12 protein-coding genes are annotated in these 13,387 nt (G+C 65.4%); 10 read left to right on the forward strand and 2 right to left on the reverse strand.

Annotated elements, in window-relative coordinates:
- Window positions 1–127: 127 nt before the first annotated feature.
- Window positions 128–1,216, forward strand: a complete 1,089-nt coding sequence (locus ACFXNW_RS00205) for a DUF4185 domain-containing protein (protein WP_379416213.1) — start codon at window positions 128–130, stop codon at window positions 1,214–1,216.
- A gap of 325 nt (window positions 1,217–1,541) precedes the next feature.
- Window positions 1,542–2,276, forward strand: coding sequence for a helix-turn-helix domain-containing protein (locus tag ACFXNW_RS00210; protein ID WP_379414723.1), 735 nt, complete (start codon window positions 1,542–1,544; stop codon window positions 2,274–2,276).
- Between the two features lie 24 nt (window positions 2,277–2,300).
- On the opposite strand, the gene ACFXNW_RS00215 is transcribed toward ACFXNW_RS00210, so the two are convergent.
- On the reverse strand, window positions 2,301–4,655 hold the full coding sequence (locus tag ACFXNW_RS00215) for a VanW family protein (RefSeq protein ID WP_379414724.1): 2,355 nt from the start codon (window positions 4,653–4,655) through the stop codon (window positions 2,301–2,303).
- Between the two features lie 851 nt (window positions 4,656–5,506).
- On the opposite strand from ACFXNW_RS00215, the gene gnd reads away from it, so the two are divergent.
- The 7 genes from gnd (at window position 5,507) to ACFXNW_RS00250 (ending at window position 12,130) form a co-directional block, all read left to right on the forward strand.
- Window positions 5,507–6,538 (forward strand): phosphogluconate dehydrogenase (NAD(+)-dependent, decarboxylating), encoded by a 1,032-nt coding sequence (gene gnd, locus ACFXNW_RS00220; RefSeq protein WP_379414726.1) that lies wholly within the window; start codon window positions 5,507–5,509, stop codon window positions 6,536–6,538.
- Between the two features lie 168 nt (window positions 6,539–6,706).
- The gene (locus ACFXNW_RS00225; protein WP_379414727.1) at window positions 6,707–8,158 is read left to right on the forward strand and encodes an ATP-binding protein; all 1,452 of its coding nucleotides are present in this window, start codon (window positions 6,707–6,709) and stop codon (window positions 8,156–8,158) included.
- 207 nt (window positions 8,159–8,365) lie between these two features.
- Window positions 8,366–9,031, forward strand: coding sequence for a hypothetical protein (locus ACFXNW_RS00230; RefSeq protein WP_379414728.1), 666 nt, complete (start codon window positions 8,366–8,368; stop codon window positions 9,029–9,031).
- A 207-nt stretch (window positions 9,032–9,238) separates the two neighbouring features.
- Window positions 9,239–10,126 carry an ABC transporter ATP-binding protein gene (locus tag ACFXNW_RS00235; protein ID WP_379414730.1) on the forward strand — a complete coding sequence of 296 codons (888 nt, stop codon included), beginning with the start codon at window positions 9,239–9,241 and terminating at the stop codon, window positions 10,124–10,126.
- Between the two features lie 35 nt (window positions 10,127–10,161).
- Entirely contained in the window at window positions 10,162–10,926 is a 765-nt protein-coding gene (locus ACFXNW_RS00240; protein WP_379414731.1) for an ABC transporter permease subunit, read from the forward strand.
- 74 nt (window positions 10,927–11,000) lie between these two features.
- Window positions 11,001–11,492, forward strand: coding sequence for a GbsR/MarR family transcriptional regulator (locus tag ACFXNW_RS00245; protein WP_379414733.1), 492 nt, complete (start codon window positions 11,001–11,003; stop codon window positions 11,490–11,492).
- Between the two features lie 251 nt (window positions 11,493–11,743).
- The gene (locus ACFXNW_RS00250; RefSeq protein ID WP_379414735.1) at window positions 11,744–12,130 is read left to right on the forward strand and encodes a hypothetical protein; all 387 of its coding nucleotides are present in this window, start codon (window positions 11,744–11,746) and stop codon (window positions 12,128–12,130) included.
- Here ACFXNW_RS00250 and ACFXNW_RS00255 read toward each other — a convergent pair.
- Window positions 12,112–12,774 carry an FAD-dependent monooxygenase gene (locus ACFXNW_RS00255; RefSeq protein ID WP_379414737.1) on the reverse strand — a complete coding sequence of 221 codons (663 nt, stop codon included), beginning with the start codon at window positions 12,772–12,774 and terminating at the stop codon, window positions 12,112–12,114. The genes ACFXNW_RS00250 and ACFXNW_RS00255 overlap by 19 nt on opposite strands.
- A 136-nt stretch (window positions 12,775–12,910) precedes the next feature.
- Between ACFXNW_RS00255 and ACFXNW_RS00260 the strand changes: the two genes are divergently transcribed.
- On the forward strand, window positions 12,911–13,366 hold the full coding sequence (locus ACFXNW_RS00260; protein WP_379414738.1) for a hypothetical protein: 456 nt from the start codon (window positions 12,911–12,913) through the stop codon (window positions 13,364–13,366).
- The last annotated feature ends 21 nt before the right edge of the window (window positions 13,367–13,387 follow it).

The following is a 13,387-nucleotide window of genomic DNA, read 5'->3' on the forward strand; positions in this document are numbered from 1 at the left end:
AATACCGAAGCGGCCCGGGTTCTCCCGGGCCGCTTTGCTATATCTGGCAGGTGTCGGTGGGTCCGGCTAAGGTTTTCCTGCGTAACGTTCGGAACGGGTAGATCACGGCACAGGAGGAAACGTGCGGCTGAACCGATCGTTGTCCGCGTTCGCGCGCGCCGGGGTGGTCGGCGCGGTGTGCTCGATGGTTCTCGCCGGTCCGGCCATTGCCGACCCGAACAACGTCAATCCGATTCCCGGGCTGAATGGCCAGCCGCGTGGGCTGCCCGCGCTGGCGGGGCCAACGCAGGCGATCTTCCAGGTCACCGGGATGGACAGCCCCAATCAGACCCAGAACGCCAATGTGCTCGGCACCGACCTCGGCATCATGTGGGACGACGGCCGCGGCGGGATGATCACGGCCTTCGGCGACAGTGCGGGGCTCGGTGTGCCGAATCTGCTCGCGGGCAGTGTCTGGGCCTGGACCAGCAATGTGCTGTTCCGCAGCCACGATCCGAACCCGTCGGACGGCATCATTTTCGACGGTGTGGTGCCGAATCCGCTACCGAGCCCGAAGATTCCGGGCATCGAGATCAGCCTCATCCCCACCGCGGGCATTTCCGTGGGTGGTGTGCAGTACATGAGCATGATGTCGGTGCGGCACTGGGGCGATCACGGCAAGTGGGACACCAATTTCTCCACCCTCGCCGTCTCCGGTGACGGCGGCCAGACCTGGGCCCAGCTGCCGACCACCCGCCGCGCGAATGTCGACGGCTTCGAACGTTTCCAGCAGAACGCCTTCGTCAAGAGCGGCGGCTACGTCTATAAATACGGCACCCCGGCCGGTCGCGATCACGCCGGATACATCTCCCGGGTGAAAGAACCCGATATCGCGAATCTCGACGCCTACGAATACTGGGACGGCCACGGCTGGAAACCGAACGATGCCAAGGCCGCCGCTCCCATCGTTGGCGGCGTCGCCGAGCTGTCGGTGCAGTGGAACGACCATCTCGGCCAGTTCGTCATGCTCACCACCGACCCCGCCAATTCCGTCGTCCTGCGCACCGCTCCCGCACCGGAAGGCCCGTGGAGCCCGCCCCGGACCCTGATCGAGGCCGCAGCCTTGCCGACGGCGTACGCGCCCATGGTCTACCCGTACCAGACCGGCAGCGACCTGTATTTCCTGCTCACGGTGCACAATCAGTACAACGTCATCCTGATGCGCACGCCGCTGTAACCCGGTCTGCACAGCGTAGAGATATCGCCGACGCCGACCTGATTGCGGCGCCGATCACTCCGGCGTCGCCCGATCCGCACTCGTGTCGGCACGTGTGGGTACTCTGCCCGCGATACCGATCGCCCTCCGCTGCAACGAATTCGAAAGACGGGTAACGAATGAGCGACGACACGATGTAGATATTCGCCGAGGTAGGGATCGGCGCCTATCGTTTCCCTTCTCGGTACCGAGGAATGCGCAAATGTGGACATCCGGCGCGGCCGACCGTATTCCAGGGTGGTCGTTCGTGCCGGTTTCGTGGTTTCAGGCGAAGCGGTGAGGGGATATGATCGAACAGCGCTACACAATCGGTGAATACGTTCGGGAACGGCGGCATTCGGTGGGAATGAGCTGTGCCGAACTGGCGGTCCGGGCCCGGATTCCCCGGGTGGTCGCCGAGGAAGTGGAAAGCGGTGCGCGCGAACCCAGTTCGGACACCATGGCGCAGCTCTTCGACGCACTGCAGGTTCCGGTGTGGTTCCGCGGGCATATCAGCAGCCTGGCGAGGCCCGACTTCCTGCCCGCCGGTCTCGGCGCGGTACCGGCCACCCCGACACCCGATGACCTGGCCGATCTGCACAGCCTGACCCATCCGGCCTGCTTCCAGGTGCTGCCGACCTTCGACATCGTCGCCGCCAATTCCGCGTATCAGCGCTGGTTTCCGGGTGTGGAGGCCGGAACCAACGTGCTGGAATGGATGTTCTTGAATCCGGTCGCGAAGACCGTACTCCCCGAATGGCCCGGTGAGGCACGGTTGCTGGTCAACGCTTTCCGGGTGATGTCGCCCGGCCTCGCCGACGACAAGCGGATCGCCGAGATAGCCGATACCTGCGGCCGCGCACCGGAATGGGAGCAGATGTGGACCGCTCCGTTGCGCCCGGAAGAACTGCACCGTGATCGGATACTGGTGCGTGACCCGGTGAGCCGGCGCGCACGAGGGATGATCGCGCGCATCTACGCGCCGGAATTCCCACTGCGGCCGTGGATGCTGTACCGGCTGGTTCCGGGCGCCCGGCGCTGAGGTTCCGCGCCGGGCAGGCGCAACCTACTCACATTTGACGACGGGGATCGGATCGTATTTCACCGTCCGTGTCGTGCGCGCGACCTCTTTGCCGGTGTTGACATCGGTGATGACCCGGGTGTCGCTGACGGTGAATCCGTCGGCGCCCTCGGTCGCGATGCACTCATCGCCCTTGGGCAGGGTGACGGTTTTCGGTTTCGTCGGCTTGGTGCGGTCGCCGGTGATCGATTCCACCTCGACGGTCTTCGTTCCCCAGATACGCACTGTCACTTCGGAACCGTTGGCTGTGGCCTCGATATAGAGGCCGGTCGGAGTGTTGTTGCGGAAGCTCAGGTCGATCGCGCCGTCGAACACGGTGGCTTCGCGGGCGGCCGGGTACCGCGAAATGTAGTAGCTGTGCTCGGTGTGGCCCGCGTCCTCGAGTCCGGCGAAATACGCGGCGTTGTAGAGGGTTGTCGCGAACTGGCTGATACCGCCGCCGACCGCCTTGCTGGGGCGGCCGTGGTCGATGATGCCGGATTCGACATATCCCTCCGCGGTGCCGCGGGGTCCGGTGAACTCGTTGAGCGAGAAGGTATCTCCGGGTTTCACGACAGCACCGTTGACTTTGCGGGCGACGGTGCGGATATTCACGCCCGATGGCCCGCTGAATCCGCTGGTGGTGAATTCGCCCATGGGCTCGACGATTCCGAGAGCGTCGGCCGCGGCGGTGGTCAGCTTCGGCTCGACCTTCTCGTACACCGCGGGGGCGGTGCGCTGCGGGTCGGAGTTGGCCAGTAGCCCCGCCAGCGGTTCGAGGGTCTTCGGCCAGTTGATCATGTCGCCGACGACAGACGGCACCACCGTGGGTTTGCTACCGGTCAAGGTGAAGGTCGCGTCCTTCGGTTCGACCTCCGACTCCTTCAACTGCGGCACCAGCAGGTCGGTGGCGACCTTCTGATCGATCCGCGGAGTGAGGCCGCCGTGGCCGTCCGGGGCGAACGACACAATGGTGGCGATCTGCTCCGGCGCCAGCACGGCCTTGCCGCCCTTGCCGTCGAAGACCACCGGGCCCGACACCGCGGGCTGGGCGATCTGATGCAGTGCCTGGTCGATCGCGTCCTGCCGGACCGCTACCGGCGCGGGCACCACCGGCAGGCTCATCGGCGAGCCCGCGATCCAGTTGTCGACGAGCACCCCACGCGCCGCCGCCACATCGAGTATGCGGCCGGGCACCGGGGCCACCGCGACCGGCTGTGCGTTCTCGAAGACGATGGTGCCCTCGACGGTCGGGCGATCGTGCACCCGCAGCGCGTCGAGTGTCATCCCGAGCGCCTGCTCGTCGACAGCACTCTCGACGTCGACGGTTTCGGTGCCGAACAGCGAGGTCAGACGGGTGATCGGATTGAGCGGCTGGTCACCGATCCGGTCCCAGGTGCCGTCCCAGTCGACGCTGAGCCCCGCGGTGCCCGGCACCAGCGTGGTCTGCACATCGCCGATCGTCACGGGCAGTTCCCGACCGGCGCGACCATCAAGCTCCGCGCGCAGCCGCGCATCCGCCGCCGACTTGTCCATGCCACCGATATCGACGCCCGCGACAACCACACCGCGCGGCACCTCACCCGATGACATCACCAGATCGGCCACATAACCCAGCAGCCCGAGCCCGAGCACCGCGCCGACGGCGATACCGATCTTGCGCGCCTTCGCCGATTGCAGAACCTGGCGGAACTCGGGGCGCTTGTTCGGCTCCTCCGATTGGCGCGTGATGGGACGACGCTCGCCCGGTGCGCGGGGGGCAGGCGGGCGGGGGGCGTCGGCGGACTCGCCGACCGGCGAATCGGGTCCATAGCTCGGCGCGATCTGTGCGGAGTAGGCCGGCTGCGCCGATCCGGTGCCTGCGTGTTGCGGCGAATCCAGTTCCGCTGGAGTCAGCGCAAGTCGCTGCGTGCTCTGGGTGGCCGGAGGCGCTTCCGGTGCGAATCGAAGAGTCGACTCCGGGTTGCTCGGTGCGCCTGAAGCCTGCGGGCCGGAGTACAGGTCGACGGGCTGCTGCCCGGGGCCGGCTGCCGAACCATTCGAGAGGCCGCCGATGTGCTGCGTGCGTTCCGAATCGGGTCCAGCCGATGCGAGGCCGCGTAGTGGAGCCTGTGCGTCAGCGTCGAACGCCGCTGCGTTCTGGGACTGGAGATCGCCGGTAACCGGCGCGAACCGGGTCGTCGGTTGTGGATCATCCAGATCACGAATACCGCTACCCTGCTGCTCATTTCGAGTGCCGTTGATGCGTGACTCGTCCCTGGTGGGGCCTGCGGCCTCGCGCCGCGGATCGTTGCTGGTCATGGCGGCGCGGGCCGCCTCACGCAGCGGTTCGGTCGACGCCGCGCCGGTGACCGCGTTCATCACCTCGGTGGGCGGATCGGTAGCCGAGTGAGGCGGGACAGGTAGACGCTGGGTCGCGTAGTCCTGGGGTGACGGCGCACTACCGAGCCGCGGGGTCTCGTGGTCCTGAGGCGCTGGACGGCCGGGGAGCCCGTCGTCCCGGCTCGGCGATTCAGGTACCGAGCCATGCGACGCAGGGCGCTCGATCGGGGGCGTGGTTGCCGACTCGAAGTCGCCTCGCGTTCGGCCCGCCGGGTCCGACGGCCGACGGTCCGAGGGCACACGTCCGGCATCGGACGACCGACGGGGCTCCGCATCCCACGAACTTTGCTGGTTTAGTCCGGCAGCGCCCGGTGAATCCTGGTGCTGCGGGGGCCGATGGTCCTCGAGGGACTGCTGAGGCTCCTGTGGCAACTGGGGCTGTTCCGCCTGGCGGCGCTGCTCCTGCTGCTGGGCTCGGGCCGATTCGAGGAACTGACGTAGCCCGCCGTTGGAGGGCTGTGCGCGGCGGGCGGGCTTGGATCTCTCGCCGCGTCCGGTGTTCGACTCGCCGGTCACGAATCGTCCTCCCCACATCGGGTTACAAGGTCTCGCGCGGTGCGCGCTCCGCCCAACGATAACGGTCGGCGTCAACCGCGTCAGTGCCGCGCAGATCACACCGGATCGTTATCCAGCAAACAGCGGGCAAAGTCGCAGCTCGCGCACCAAAAGGCTCCGTGCAGTTGCCGGGTCGGGGGTCTGGCAACTACACGGAGCCGATCTGTCTATCGGCACCGCACTCACCGCGTTACACCTCCCCGCGACATCTGTTTGCTCCGGCGCGGGACAATCGTGCTCGACCAGGGATGACGACGAGCGAGGAGATGGATGGCATGCAGCTGGGAATGATCGGCCTCGGGCGCATGGGCGCCAATATCGTGCGTCGGATCGTCGAGGACGGGCACACCGCCGTCGGGTACGAACGTCACGCCCCGCTCATCGGCGAACTCAGCGCCGAACTGGGCGGCTCGTTCTCCGGAACCACCGACCTCGCCGAGTTCGTCTCCAAGCTGGAAGCACCCCGCGTGGTGTGGGTGATGATCCCGGCGGGCGCAACGGGCGCGGTCATCGAGGAAGTCGCCGAACTGCTCGAACCCGGCGACATCGTCATCGACGGCGGGAACAGCCGCTACCACGAAGACCTCGAGCGGGCCGCGCAGCTGGCCCCCAATGGCATCCATTACGTCGATATCGGCACCTCGGGCGGCGTGTTCGGCCTCGCGCGCGGCTTCTGCCTGATGATCGGCGGCGAAGCCGAGCAGGTGAGGTACCTGGATCCACTGCTGCGTTCCATCGCCCCCGGCGTGGACGCCGCGCCGCGCACCCCCGGCCGCACCGGCGAGCCCTCACCCGCCGAAGAGGGCTACCTGCATTGCGGTCCGGCCGGTGCCGGGCACTTCGTGAAGATGGTGCACAACGGCATCGAGTACGGCGCCATGGCCGCCTACGCCGAGGGCCTCAACATCCTGCACAAGGCCAACTACGGCGCCGAACACGCCGGAGGTGAGCATTCGGCCGAACAGACCCCGCTCGAGCATCCCGAGTACTACCGATACGACATCGACATCCCCGAGGTGACCGAGGTGTGGCGGCGCGGTTCGGTGGTCGCCTCCTGGTTGCTGGATCTGACCGCGGGCGCCCTGCACGCCGACCCCAACCTGGACTCCTTCGGCGGCCGCGTCTCCGACTCCGGCGAAGGCCGCTGGACCCTCGACGCCGCGATCGACATCGGCGTGCCGGCCCCCGTCCTGTCCGCCGCCCTCTTCCAGCGCTTCTCCTCCCGCGGAGAATCGCACTACGCCGACAAGATGCTGTCGGCCATGCGCCAGGCCTTCGGCGGGCACCACGAGCTGCCGCAGGAGTAGGGGCGTCGCACAGGCTCCGATCTGCATGACCGGAGGCCGTTTCGGCATACCGAAGGCAGTCCTGCTCGCGCTTGCCGCCGTACGCACATGTGGTTTTACGCCGACGCGCAACACGCCCGACACGCCGCGGAGAGTCTAACCATAGACCTTATAAGTATAGTTATATCCATGGCGCGGTTGAGCAAACCCAGCCGAGTCTTCGACCGCGACCGAGAATGGGACGGCCTCGCAAGGTTCGTGACCTCACCAAGCCCCGATGTCCATCTCGGCATCGTCAGTGGCCGGCGGCGGCAGGGCAAGACCTTCCTGCTCGACGCTCTGGCAGAAACCGTCGGCGGCTTCTTCTTCACCGCGACCGAGGCGACCGAAATCGAAACTCTCGAGCGGTTCGGCCGGGCAGTCGCGGCATACGCCGGAGGCGGGCGATACGCCTTCGCGGATTGGGACGAGGCGCTCGAACGTTTATGCACCGTCGTCGGCGAAGGCCTCATCGTGATCGATGAGTTTCCCTACCTGAGCAAAGCGACACCCTCGTTGCCCTCCGTGCTGCAACGCGCCCTCGATCCGCGCGGGTACGCACGCGTTGCAGGGTCGCGCTTCTTGCTGTGCGGCTCGGCGATGCCGGTGATGGGCAATCTCCTGTCCGGCAGCGCGCCGCTGCGCGGTAGGGCGAGTATGGAGTTGGTTGTCAAGCCGCTCGAGTATCGAGAAGCAGCATCGTTCTGGGAAATCGAGGACCCGCGACTAGCAGTGCTCGTCCACGCGATTGTCGGCGGCACTCCCGCCTACCGGCGCGAATTCATCGCGGGCGACTCTCCCGACTCATTGGCAGATTTCGATTCCTGGGTGCTACGCACGGTCCTCAATCCACAGGTGCCGCTGTTCCGCGAGGCGCGCTATCTGCTCGCCGAGGAGACCGACATCCGTGACGTCGCGCTCTACCACGCCGTCCTCGGCGCGATCGCAACCGGCAACACCACCCGAGGTGGAATATCCAACGCGATAGGTCGCAGCTCAACCGATCTCGCACATCCGCTGGCCGTACTCGAGGACTCGCAGCTGATTCAGCGCGAGACAGACCCGTTCACCAAAGGCAAGTCGACCTATCGAATCGCCGAGCCACTGATCGTGTTCTACGAGGCGATCATGCGTCGGCAATGGACGTTGCTGGAACGCGGGAATTCCGAGGGCGCATGGCAGAACGCCAAGCCCACCTTCTCGGCACAGGTCGTCGGCCCCCATTTCGAGGGAATCTGCCGAGACTGGGCCATGACGGTCGGGCCGGAGGTGTTCGGCAAGCTTCCCGGACACGTTGCGGCAGCGACGATCAATGACCCGGCAGAGCGCCGCCGGATTCAGGTCGACGTCGCCGTTCTCGCACCCGAGTCACCGGGCGAACCTCGGCGCATCCTGTCGCTGGGTGAAGTCAAATGGGATCGAACGATGACCATCGGGCACGTCAACCGGCTGCGGCGCGCCCGGGACCTGCTCTCCGCCAAGGGGTTCGATACCAGCGAAACCGTCTTCGCCTGCTACAGCGGTGCGGGATTCGACGAGAACCTCCGCGAATCGGGCGAAGCTATGCTTGTCGACTTGAACGATCTCTATCGCGTTCGGTGAACAGCACGACACGCGATTCGATCTAATCAGCTTCTGACCTGCGCGTCTGCGGTCCTACGCCGACGCGGCGGGCTATATTCGGCGCGACCGGACGAGGCAGGGTGATCGGGATCATCGGCCGGGCGCGTGACGATCGGCGCGGTGCGCGGGTCGACTCTTGGGACCGACGACCGCTGAGGTGCGGCGGGAGGCTAGGAGGCTGGTTCGATGCTGCGGGAATTTCTGGACAAGGGTGTGGTGTCGGCGTTGGATCGGGCTGCGCATGCGCAGGCGCCCGTGGTGCAGAAATATGCGGGGTGGGTGCGCGGGCGGCATCCGGAGGAATCGGCCGAGCAGATCGTGGGGCGGCTCGAGCGGCATTATCTGATCGCGGTGACGGTCAGCGGGGTTAGCGTCGGATTGAGTGCGGCGGTTCCCGGGGTCGGAACTTTTGTGGCGCTTGTCGCGACCGGAGCCGACACGCTGGTGTTCCTGGAAGCCTCGAGCGTGCTCACCACGGGCGCGGCCGCCGTCTACGAGATCCCGCCGGATGAAGTGCTGAGCGGTCACCTGGTGTCCGCGGTGGTGCTCGGACAAGCCGGAACCAAAGCGCTCGGCCGGACCGCAGGTCATGCGGCGGGCAAATGGGTGGATGTGCTGGGTAACTGGGTTCCCGGCCTCAACCGCATGGACGACTCGCCCATGAAGCGCTTCCTGGTGCAGTTCGTGGTGAAGCGCGGTGTGCTCATGTTCGGCAAGGTGATTCCGGCCGGGATCGGTGCGGTGATCGGCGGCGTGGGCAACAATGCCCTCGGCCGGACCGTGATCGCGAACCTCCACAGCACCCTCGGTCCCGCGCCTTCGACTTGGGCACCGGCACCCGCCAACACCTGATCCGACGCCGCACGCTAGGAATCGATCCCCTCAATCGGCGATTCCGGCCGCAGCGTGTCAACGAATAGCAGCAGGTAGACAGCAGATTTCTGGTTCAGTTCGCATGCGATATTGACATGTTCTACCTGTTCAGTCTTTACTGAACACATCAGTCATTGCGGAACTCGCAAGACCGAACGGCAATCGGAATCCTCTGCAAGGAGCATCATGACCACCGCCGCCATTCGCACCGAGGGCCTCACCAAGCACTACGGCAAGCACGTCGCGCTCACCGATCTCGAGCTCGAGGTGTACGCGGGCGAGGTGTTCGGATTTCTAGGCCCCAACGGAGCAGGCAAGTCCACCACCATCCGGATCCTGCTCGATCTGATCCGGCCGACCGCGGGTTTCGTCGAGGTACTCGGCATGGATCCCCGCGCGGGCGGAGCCGAGCTGCGCCACCGCATCGGCTACTTGCCCGGCGAGCTGGCGATCGAAGGCCGCAATTCGGCGCGCGAGCTGCTGGCCTTCCTCGCCGACCAGCGCGGCAACGTCGCCCAGCGGCGCATTGCGGAGCTCGCCGAGATGCTGGATCTCGACCTGTCCAAGAAGGTCGGCTCGATGTCGAAGGGCAACAAGCAGAAGGTCGGCATCATCGCCGCATTCATGCACAACCCCGACCTGCTGATCCTGGACGAACCCACCTCCGGCCTCGATCCGCTGCTGCAACAACGTTTCCTCGATCTGGTGACCGAGGCAAAGCGCAATGGGCAGACGGTGTTCATGTCCTCGCACATCCTCACCGAGGTGCAGCAGACCGCCGACCGCGCCGTCATCATGCGCGCCGGGAAACTGCTCGGCACCGAGAACGTCGAGGATTTGCGCAGGCGCTCACCGCGTTCGGTCGAGCTGATGTTCGGCGAGGAGGTTTTCGCCGACGATTTCGCCCGTCTGCCCGGTGTGCACGGTCTGACCGTCGACGGCACCACCGTGCGCTGCACCACCGAGGGTGAGGTGGACGCACTTTTCAAGGTCGCCGCCAAGTACCAGCTGGTGAGCGTGCTGTCCAACGAGCCGGACCTGGAGCAGATCTTCTTCAGCCTCTACGGCCGCTGACCATCTTTTTCCCTTTCCGCACAGGAGAATTCGTCATGAAGCGCACAGTTTTCACCCAAACCCTCAAAGAACAGCGGCGCGGCCTGATCGGCTGGTCGATCGGCATCGCCATCGTGCCCGTGATCTACCTGCCCTCCTATGAATCGCTCAAAGAGCAGGGCTCGCTCGATATTCAGCAGAACAGCATGTACGACGCGATGGGTTTGAGCGATTTCGCCAGCGGCACCGGCTTTCTCAACTCGACGGTGTATTCGCTGATGGGTCTGCTGCTGATGCTGATCTTCGCGGTCACCATCGCCACCAGGTCGGCGACGCAGGAGGAGAACGGCACCCTGGATCTACTTCTCGCACAGCCGATCAGCCGGACGAGCCTGCTGATGCAGCGGTTCGCGGCACTCGCCGTGCAGATCGCGATCGTGACCGCGGTGCTCACCGTGAGCGTGATCGCCGGCGCGAACTCCGGCAATCTGAATGTCGAGACCGGCAACATCGTCGCCGCGAGCGCCGGGCTCGGACTGCTCGCGCTGCTCGCCGGATCCGTCGCGCTACTGGTCGGCGCCGCGACCGGGAAACGTTCGCTGGCGCTCGGCGTGGCGGCACTACTCGCGGTGGCAGGCTATCTGGCCAACAATCTCGGTGGAGATTGGTTGCGCAAGCTTTCGCCGTTCTACTACGCCAACGGTGATTCGCCGCTGGTCAACGGGTGGAACGGGGTACATCTCGCGGTGCTCGCGGTAGCCGCAGCGGTGGCGCTCGTCCTCGCGCTGGTGAGCTTCGATCGCCGGGACCTGGCGATGTGAATTCCGCATCCGGGGCGGGCCGACGTGGCCCGCCCCGTCTTTCCGTTTCTCCAGCCGAAAGGGATACTCGACCGATGACCAGCTCGGAACACGACCCGGCGGCCCCGACCCCGGAGCAATTGGCCTTCGTCGAGGATTTCGCGCTCGTGCTCGAACGCATGGGCCTGGTCCGCATGACCGGCCGCGCCATGGGCTGGCTGATGGTCTGCACACCCCCCGAACAGACCTTCGCCCAGATCGCCGAGGCATTGCAGGCGTCCAAGGGCTCCATCTCCAACGCCCTCAAGAACCTCACCACGATGCGCTGGGTCGACAAGGTCTCCAAACCGGGCGACCGCAAGGACTACTACATTCTCCGCGCCGGCGTTCTCCCCGAGCTGATCCGCCAGCAGAGCACCCAATACGAAGATCTCACCGCCATGACCTCCCGCGGGCTGGCCCTGTTCCCCGACCCCGATAGCGAGCAGGCGACGCGGGTGCGGGATATGCACGAGTTCTTCGTGTGGATGGGGAAGGAACTTCCGGCGCTGATCGACCGCTGGTATGCGGAGCACAAGGAAGGGTGAGGACTCCGGCGATCACTCGCCGAGATAGTCGGGGTCGGCGCAGTTGTTCCGTCGTCGTACCACCGCACCCACACCGAGGTCACGCGCTGGGACAAGGCCCGTCGTCTGAAATATATTGCGGTATAACCTTTCTGTAGTTGCGCCGATTTCCCACCCAATGCATCTGGCGATCCCCGTTGAGGTCTGGGCCGGCTGACTCGATCGTGTTCGAACGGCGTATTCGTCAAACACAAGAGAGAATAGAGATACGGATGAACATTGGAATCGGACATTTCGCTCGGCTGGCCGTAATTTCCACGGCGGCCGGCGCAACACTGCTGGTCGGTGCAGGCGCGGCAACCGCCGATGAGTGGCCCTCGCAGGGGAATGGCCGCTCGGTGTTCGAAACCAAAGACTTCGCCGTTCCGAGCGATGTCGATTACTGGAATCCGCTGTCCAGTCGCAACCGCCTGTCCTCCCCGTTCGGCACGAGCACCCGTATCGTCTGCACCGGCTTTCATGGTGTGATGCAGGACTGCTGGCAAGCCGATCTCGACGGTAACCCGCACAAGCTCGAGATCGCCCCGTTGGAGATGCCGTACGCAGGGTCCAGCCAGACCGGCCGCCCGGGGCCTACGCACTACGTCTTCCCTGGCTGATTCCACGGATAGCGCTGGGTGGCGTGCTGCCGAACGTGGCACCCGATCAGTTGTTGGCGCGTTGGATGGAGCGTCGGACCAGGCCACGGATTCCGGGGAGTTGGATGGCGCGCAGCATGAGTTCGCCGGCCCAGACATGTGTTCGTGACGGTGGGGCGAATCGGCTGATTCCTCTCCGGGCCAGCGCCTGTCGTTTGTCTACCTCCCAGGTTCATCACCGCGGCCGTACGTCCGGGTCCGATAAAGGTGGTGCCGACGCCTTCGGGTACATGGCCGGGAACTGCTTCCAGCGCAAATGCCCCGACCATGTGGCCCAGGTCCACGAAATATTCGGGTTCGGCACCGAATACGAGCTCGCGGACTCGGGAGTGCACGCCGTCGGCGCCGACGAGGAGTTCGGCCTGCAGGCGATCGCCATCACTGAGGGTGACCACAACCTCCCCCGGAGTCTGGGCGACGGCCTGCACGGTGGTGCCGAATCGGATGTCGACGTGGTCGGCCACTGCGTCGTACAGCGCTGACTCCAGGTCACCGCGAAACAGGCTCAATGCCCGGCTCCCGACCGCAGCCTCGGCGACAGCGGCTGGAATCGCGAACTTCTGCCTGCCGTCCTCCTGAATCGATCCGTTGTCGACGAAAGCCATCCGCAAGCTAGCGCCGTGCCGTCAACTAGTAGTTGACGATGACGCAATCGTCAACCTATGGTTGACGCATGGATCAACAGGTGCCACTGCGCGGGGTAAACCTCGCAAGCGAGCGCGCCACCCCGACAACACCCTGATGCGCGAAGGGCCGATTGCCGTCGGCGCCCCGGCCAGCCGTGGTGTTGCCACCGGCCCGGTCCGACTGGTGCACAGTGCCGACGACTTCGACACGCCTTGGCCGCTCAACGCACGGTTGGTGCGGGCTTGCACCGACTGGCAAGTGACCATCCATCCCGATGGCAGCATGCAGGACAACGACCACGCGGACATACAACGAGACCGGCGTACCCTGAGCGAGTTAAAGCGCCTCGCAGAGGAATTGGTTCCACTGACGAGCCGGCTCACCGAACGACTCGCCCGGTTTTCTGGCTACCACACTCGGTTCGCCGCCGCCCTTTCCCTTGCCGCCGATAATCCCGATATGGTCACCGGCACCGAACACGATTCCGCCCACCGAGTGTGGTTCGAACTGCACGAAGATCTGATTGCCACCCTGGGTATCGACAGGGCCGCCCTGCCCTCCAGCCCCTGAATGTGTTCGCCCGAGACCCGG

Source organism: Nocardia sp. NPDC059180 (genome assembly GCF_042754945.1).
GTDB lineage: Bacteria > Actinomycetota > Actinomycetes > Mycobacteriales > Mycobacteriaceae > Nocardia.

Coding starts and splice junctions, on each gene's coding strand:
- ACFXNW_RS00230 (WP_379414728.1), top strand. CDS start 8,366: ATGCTGCGGGAATTTCTGGACAAGGGTGTGGTGTCGGCGTTGGATCGG.
- ACFXNW_RS00260 (WP_379414738.1), top strand. CDS start 12,911: ATGCGCGAAGGGCCGATTGCCGTCGGCGCCCCGGCCAGCCGTGGTGTT.
- ACFXNW_RS00245 (WP_379414733.1), top strand. CDS start 11,001: ATGACCAGCTCGGAACACGACCCGGCGGCCCCGACCCCGGAGCAATTG.
- gnd (WP_379414726.1), top strand. CDS start 5,507: ATGCAGCTGGGAATGATCGGCCTCGGGCGCATGGGCGCCAATATCGTG.
- ACFXNW_RS00215 (WP_379414724.1), bottom strand. CDS start 4,655: ATGAACGCGGTCACCGGCGCGGCGTCGACCGAACCGCTGCGTGAGGCG.
- ACFXNW_RS00210 (WP_379414723.1), top strand. CDS start 1,542: ATGATCGAACAGCGCTACACAATCGGTGAATACGTTCGGGAACGGCGG.
- ACFXNW_RS00235 (WP_379414730.1), top strand. CDS start 9,239: ATGACCACCGCCGCCATTCGCACCGAGGGCCTCACCAAGCACTACGGC.
- ACFXNW_RS00225 (WP_379414727.1), top strand. CDS start 6,707: ATGGCGCGGTTGAGCAAACCCAGCCGAGTCTTCGACCGCGACCGAGAA.
- ACFXNW_RS00240 (WP_379414731.1), top strand. CDS start 10,162: ATGAAGCGCACAGTTTTCACCCAAACCCTCAAAGAACAGCGGCGCGGC.
- ACFXNW_RS00255 (WP_379414737.1), bottom strand. CDS start 12,774: ATGGCTTTCGTCGACAACGGATCGATTCAGGAGGACGGCAGGCAGAAG.
- ACFXNW_RS00250 (WP_379414735.1), top strand. CDS start 11,744: ATGAACATTGGAATCGGACATTTCGCTCGGCTGGCCGTAATTTCCACG.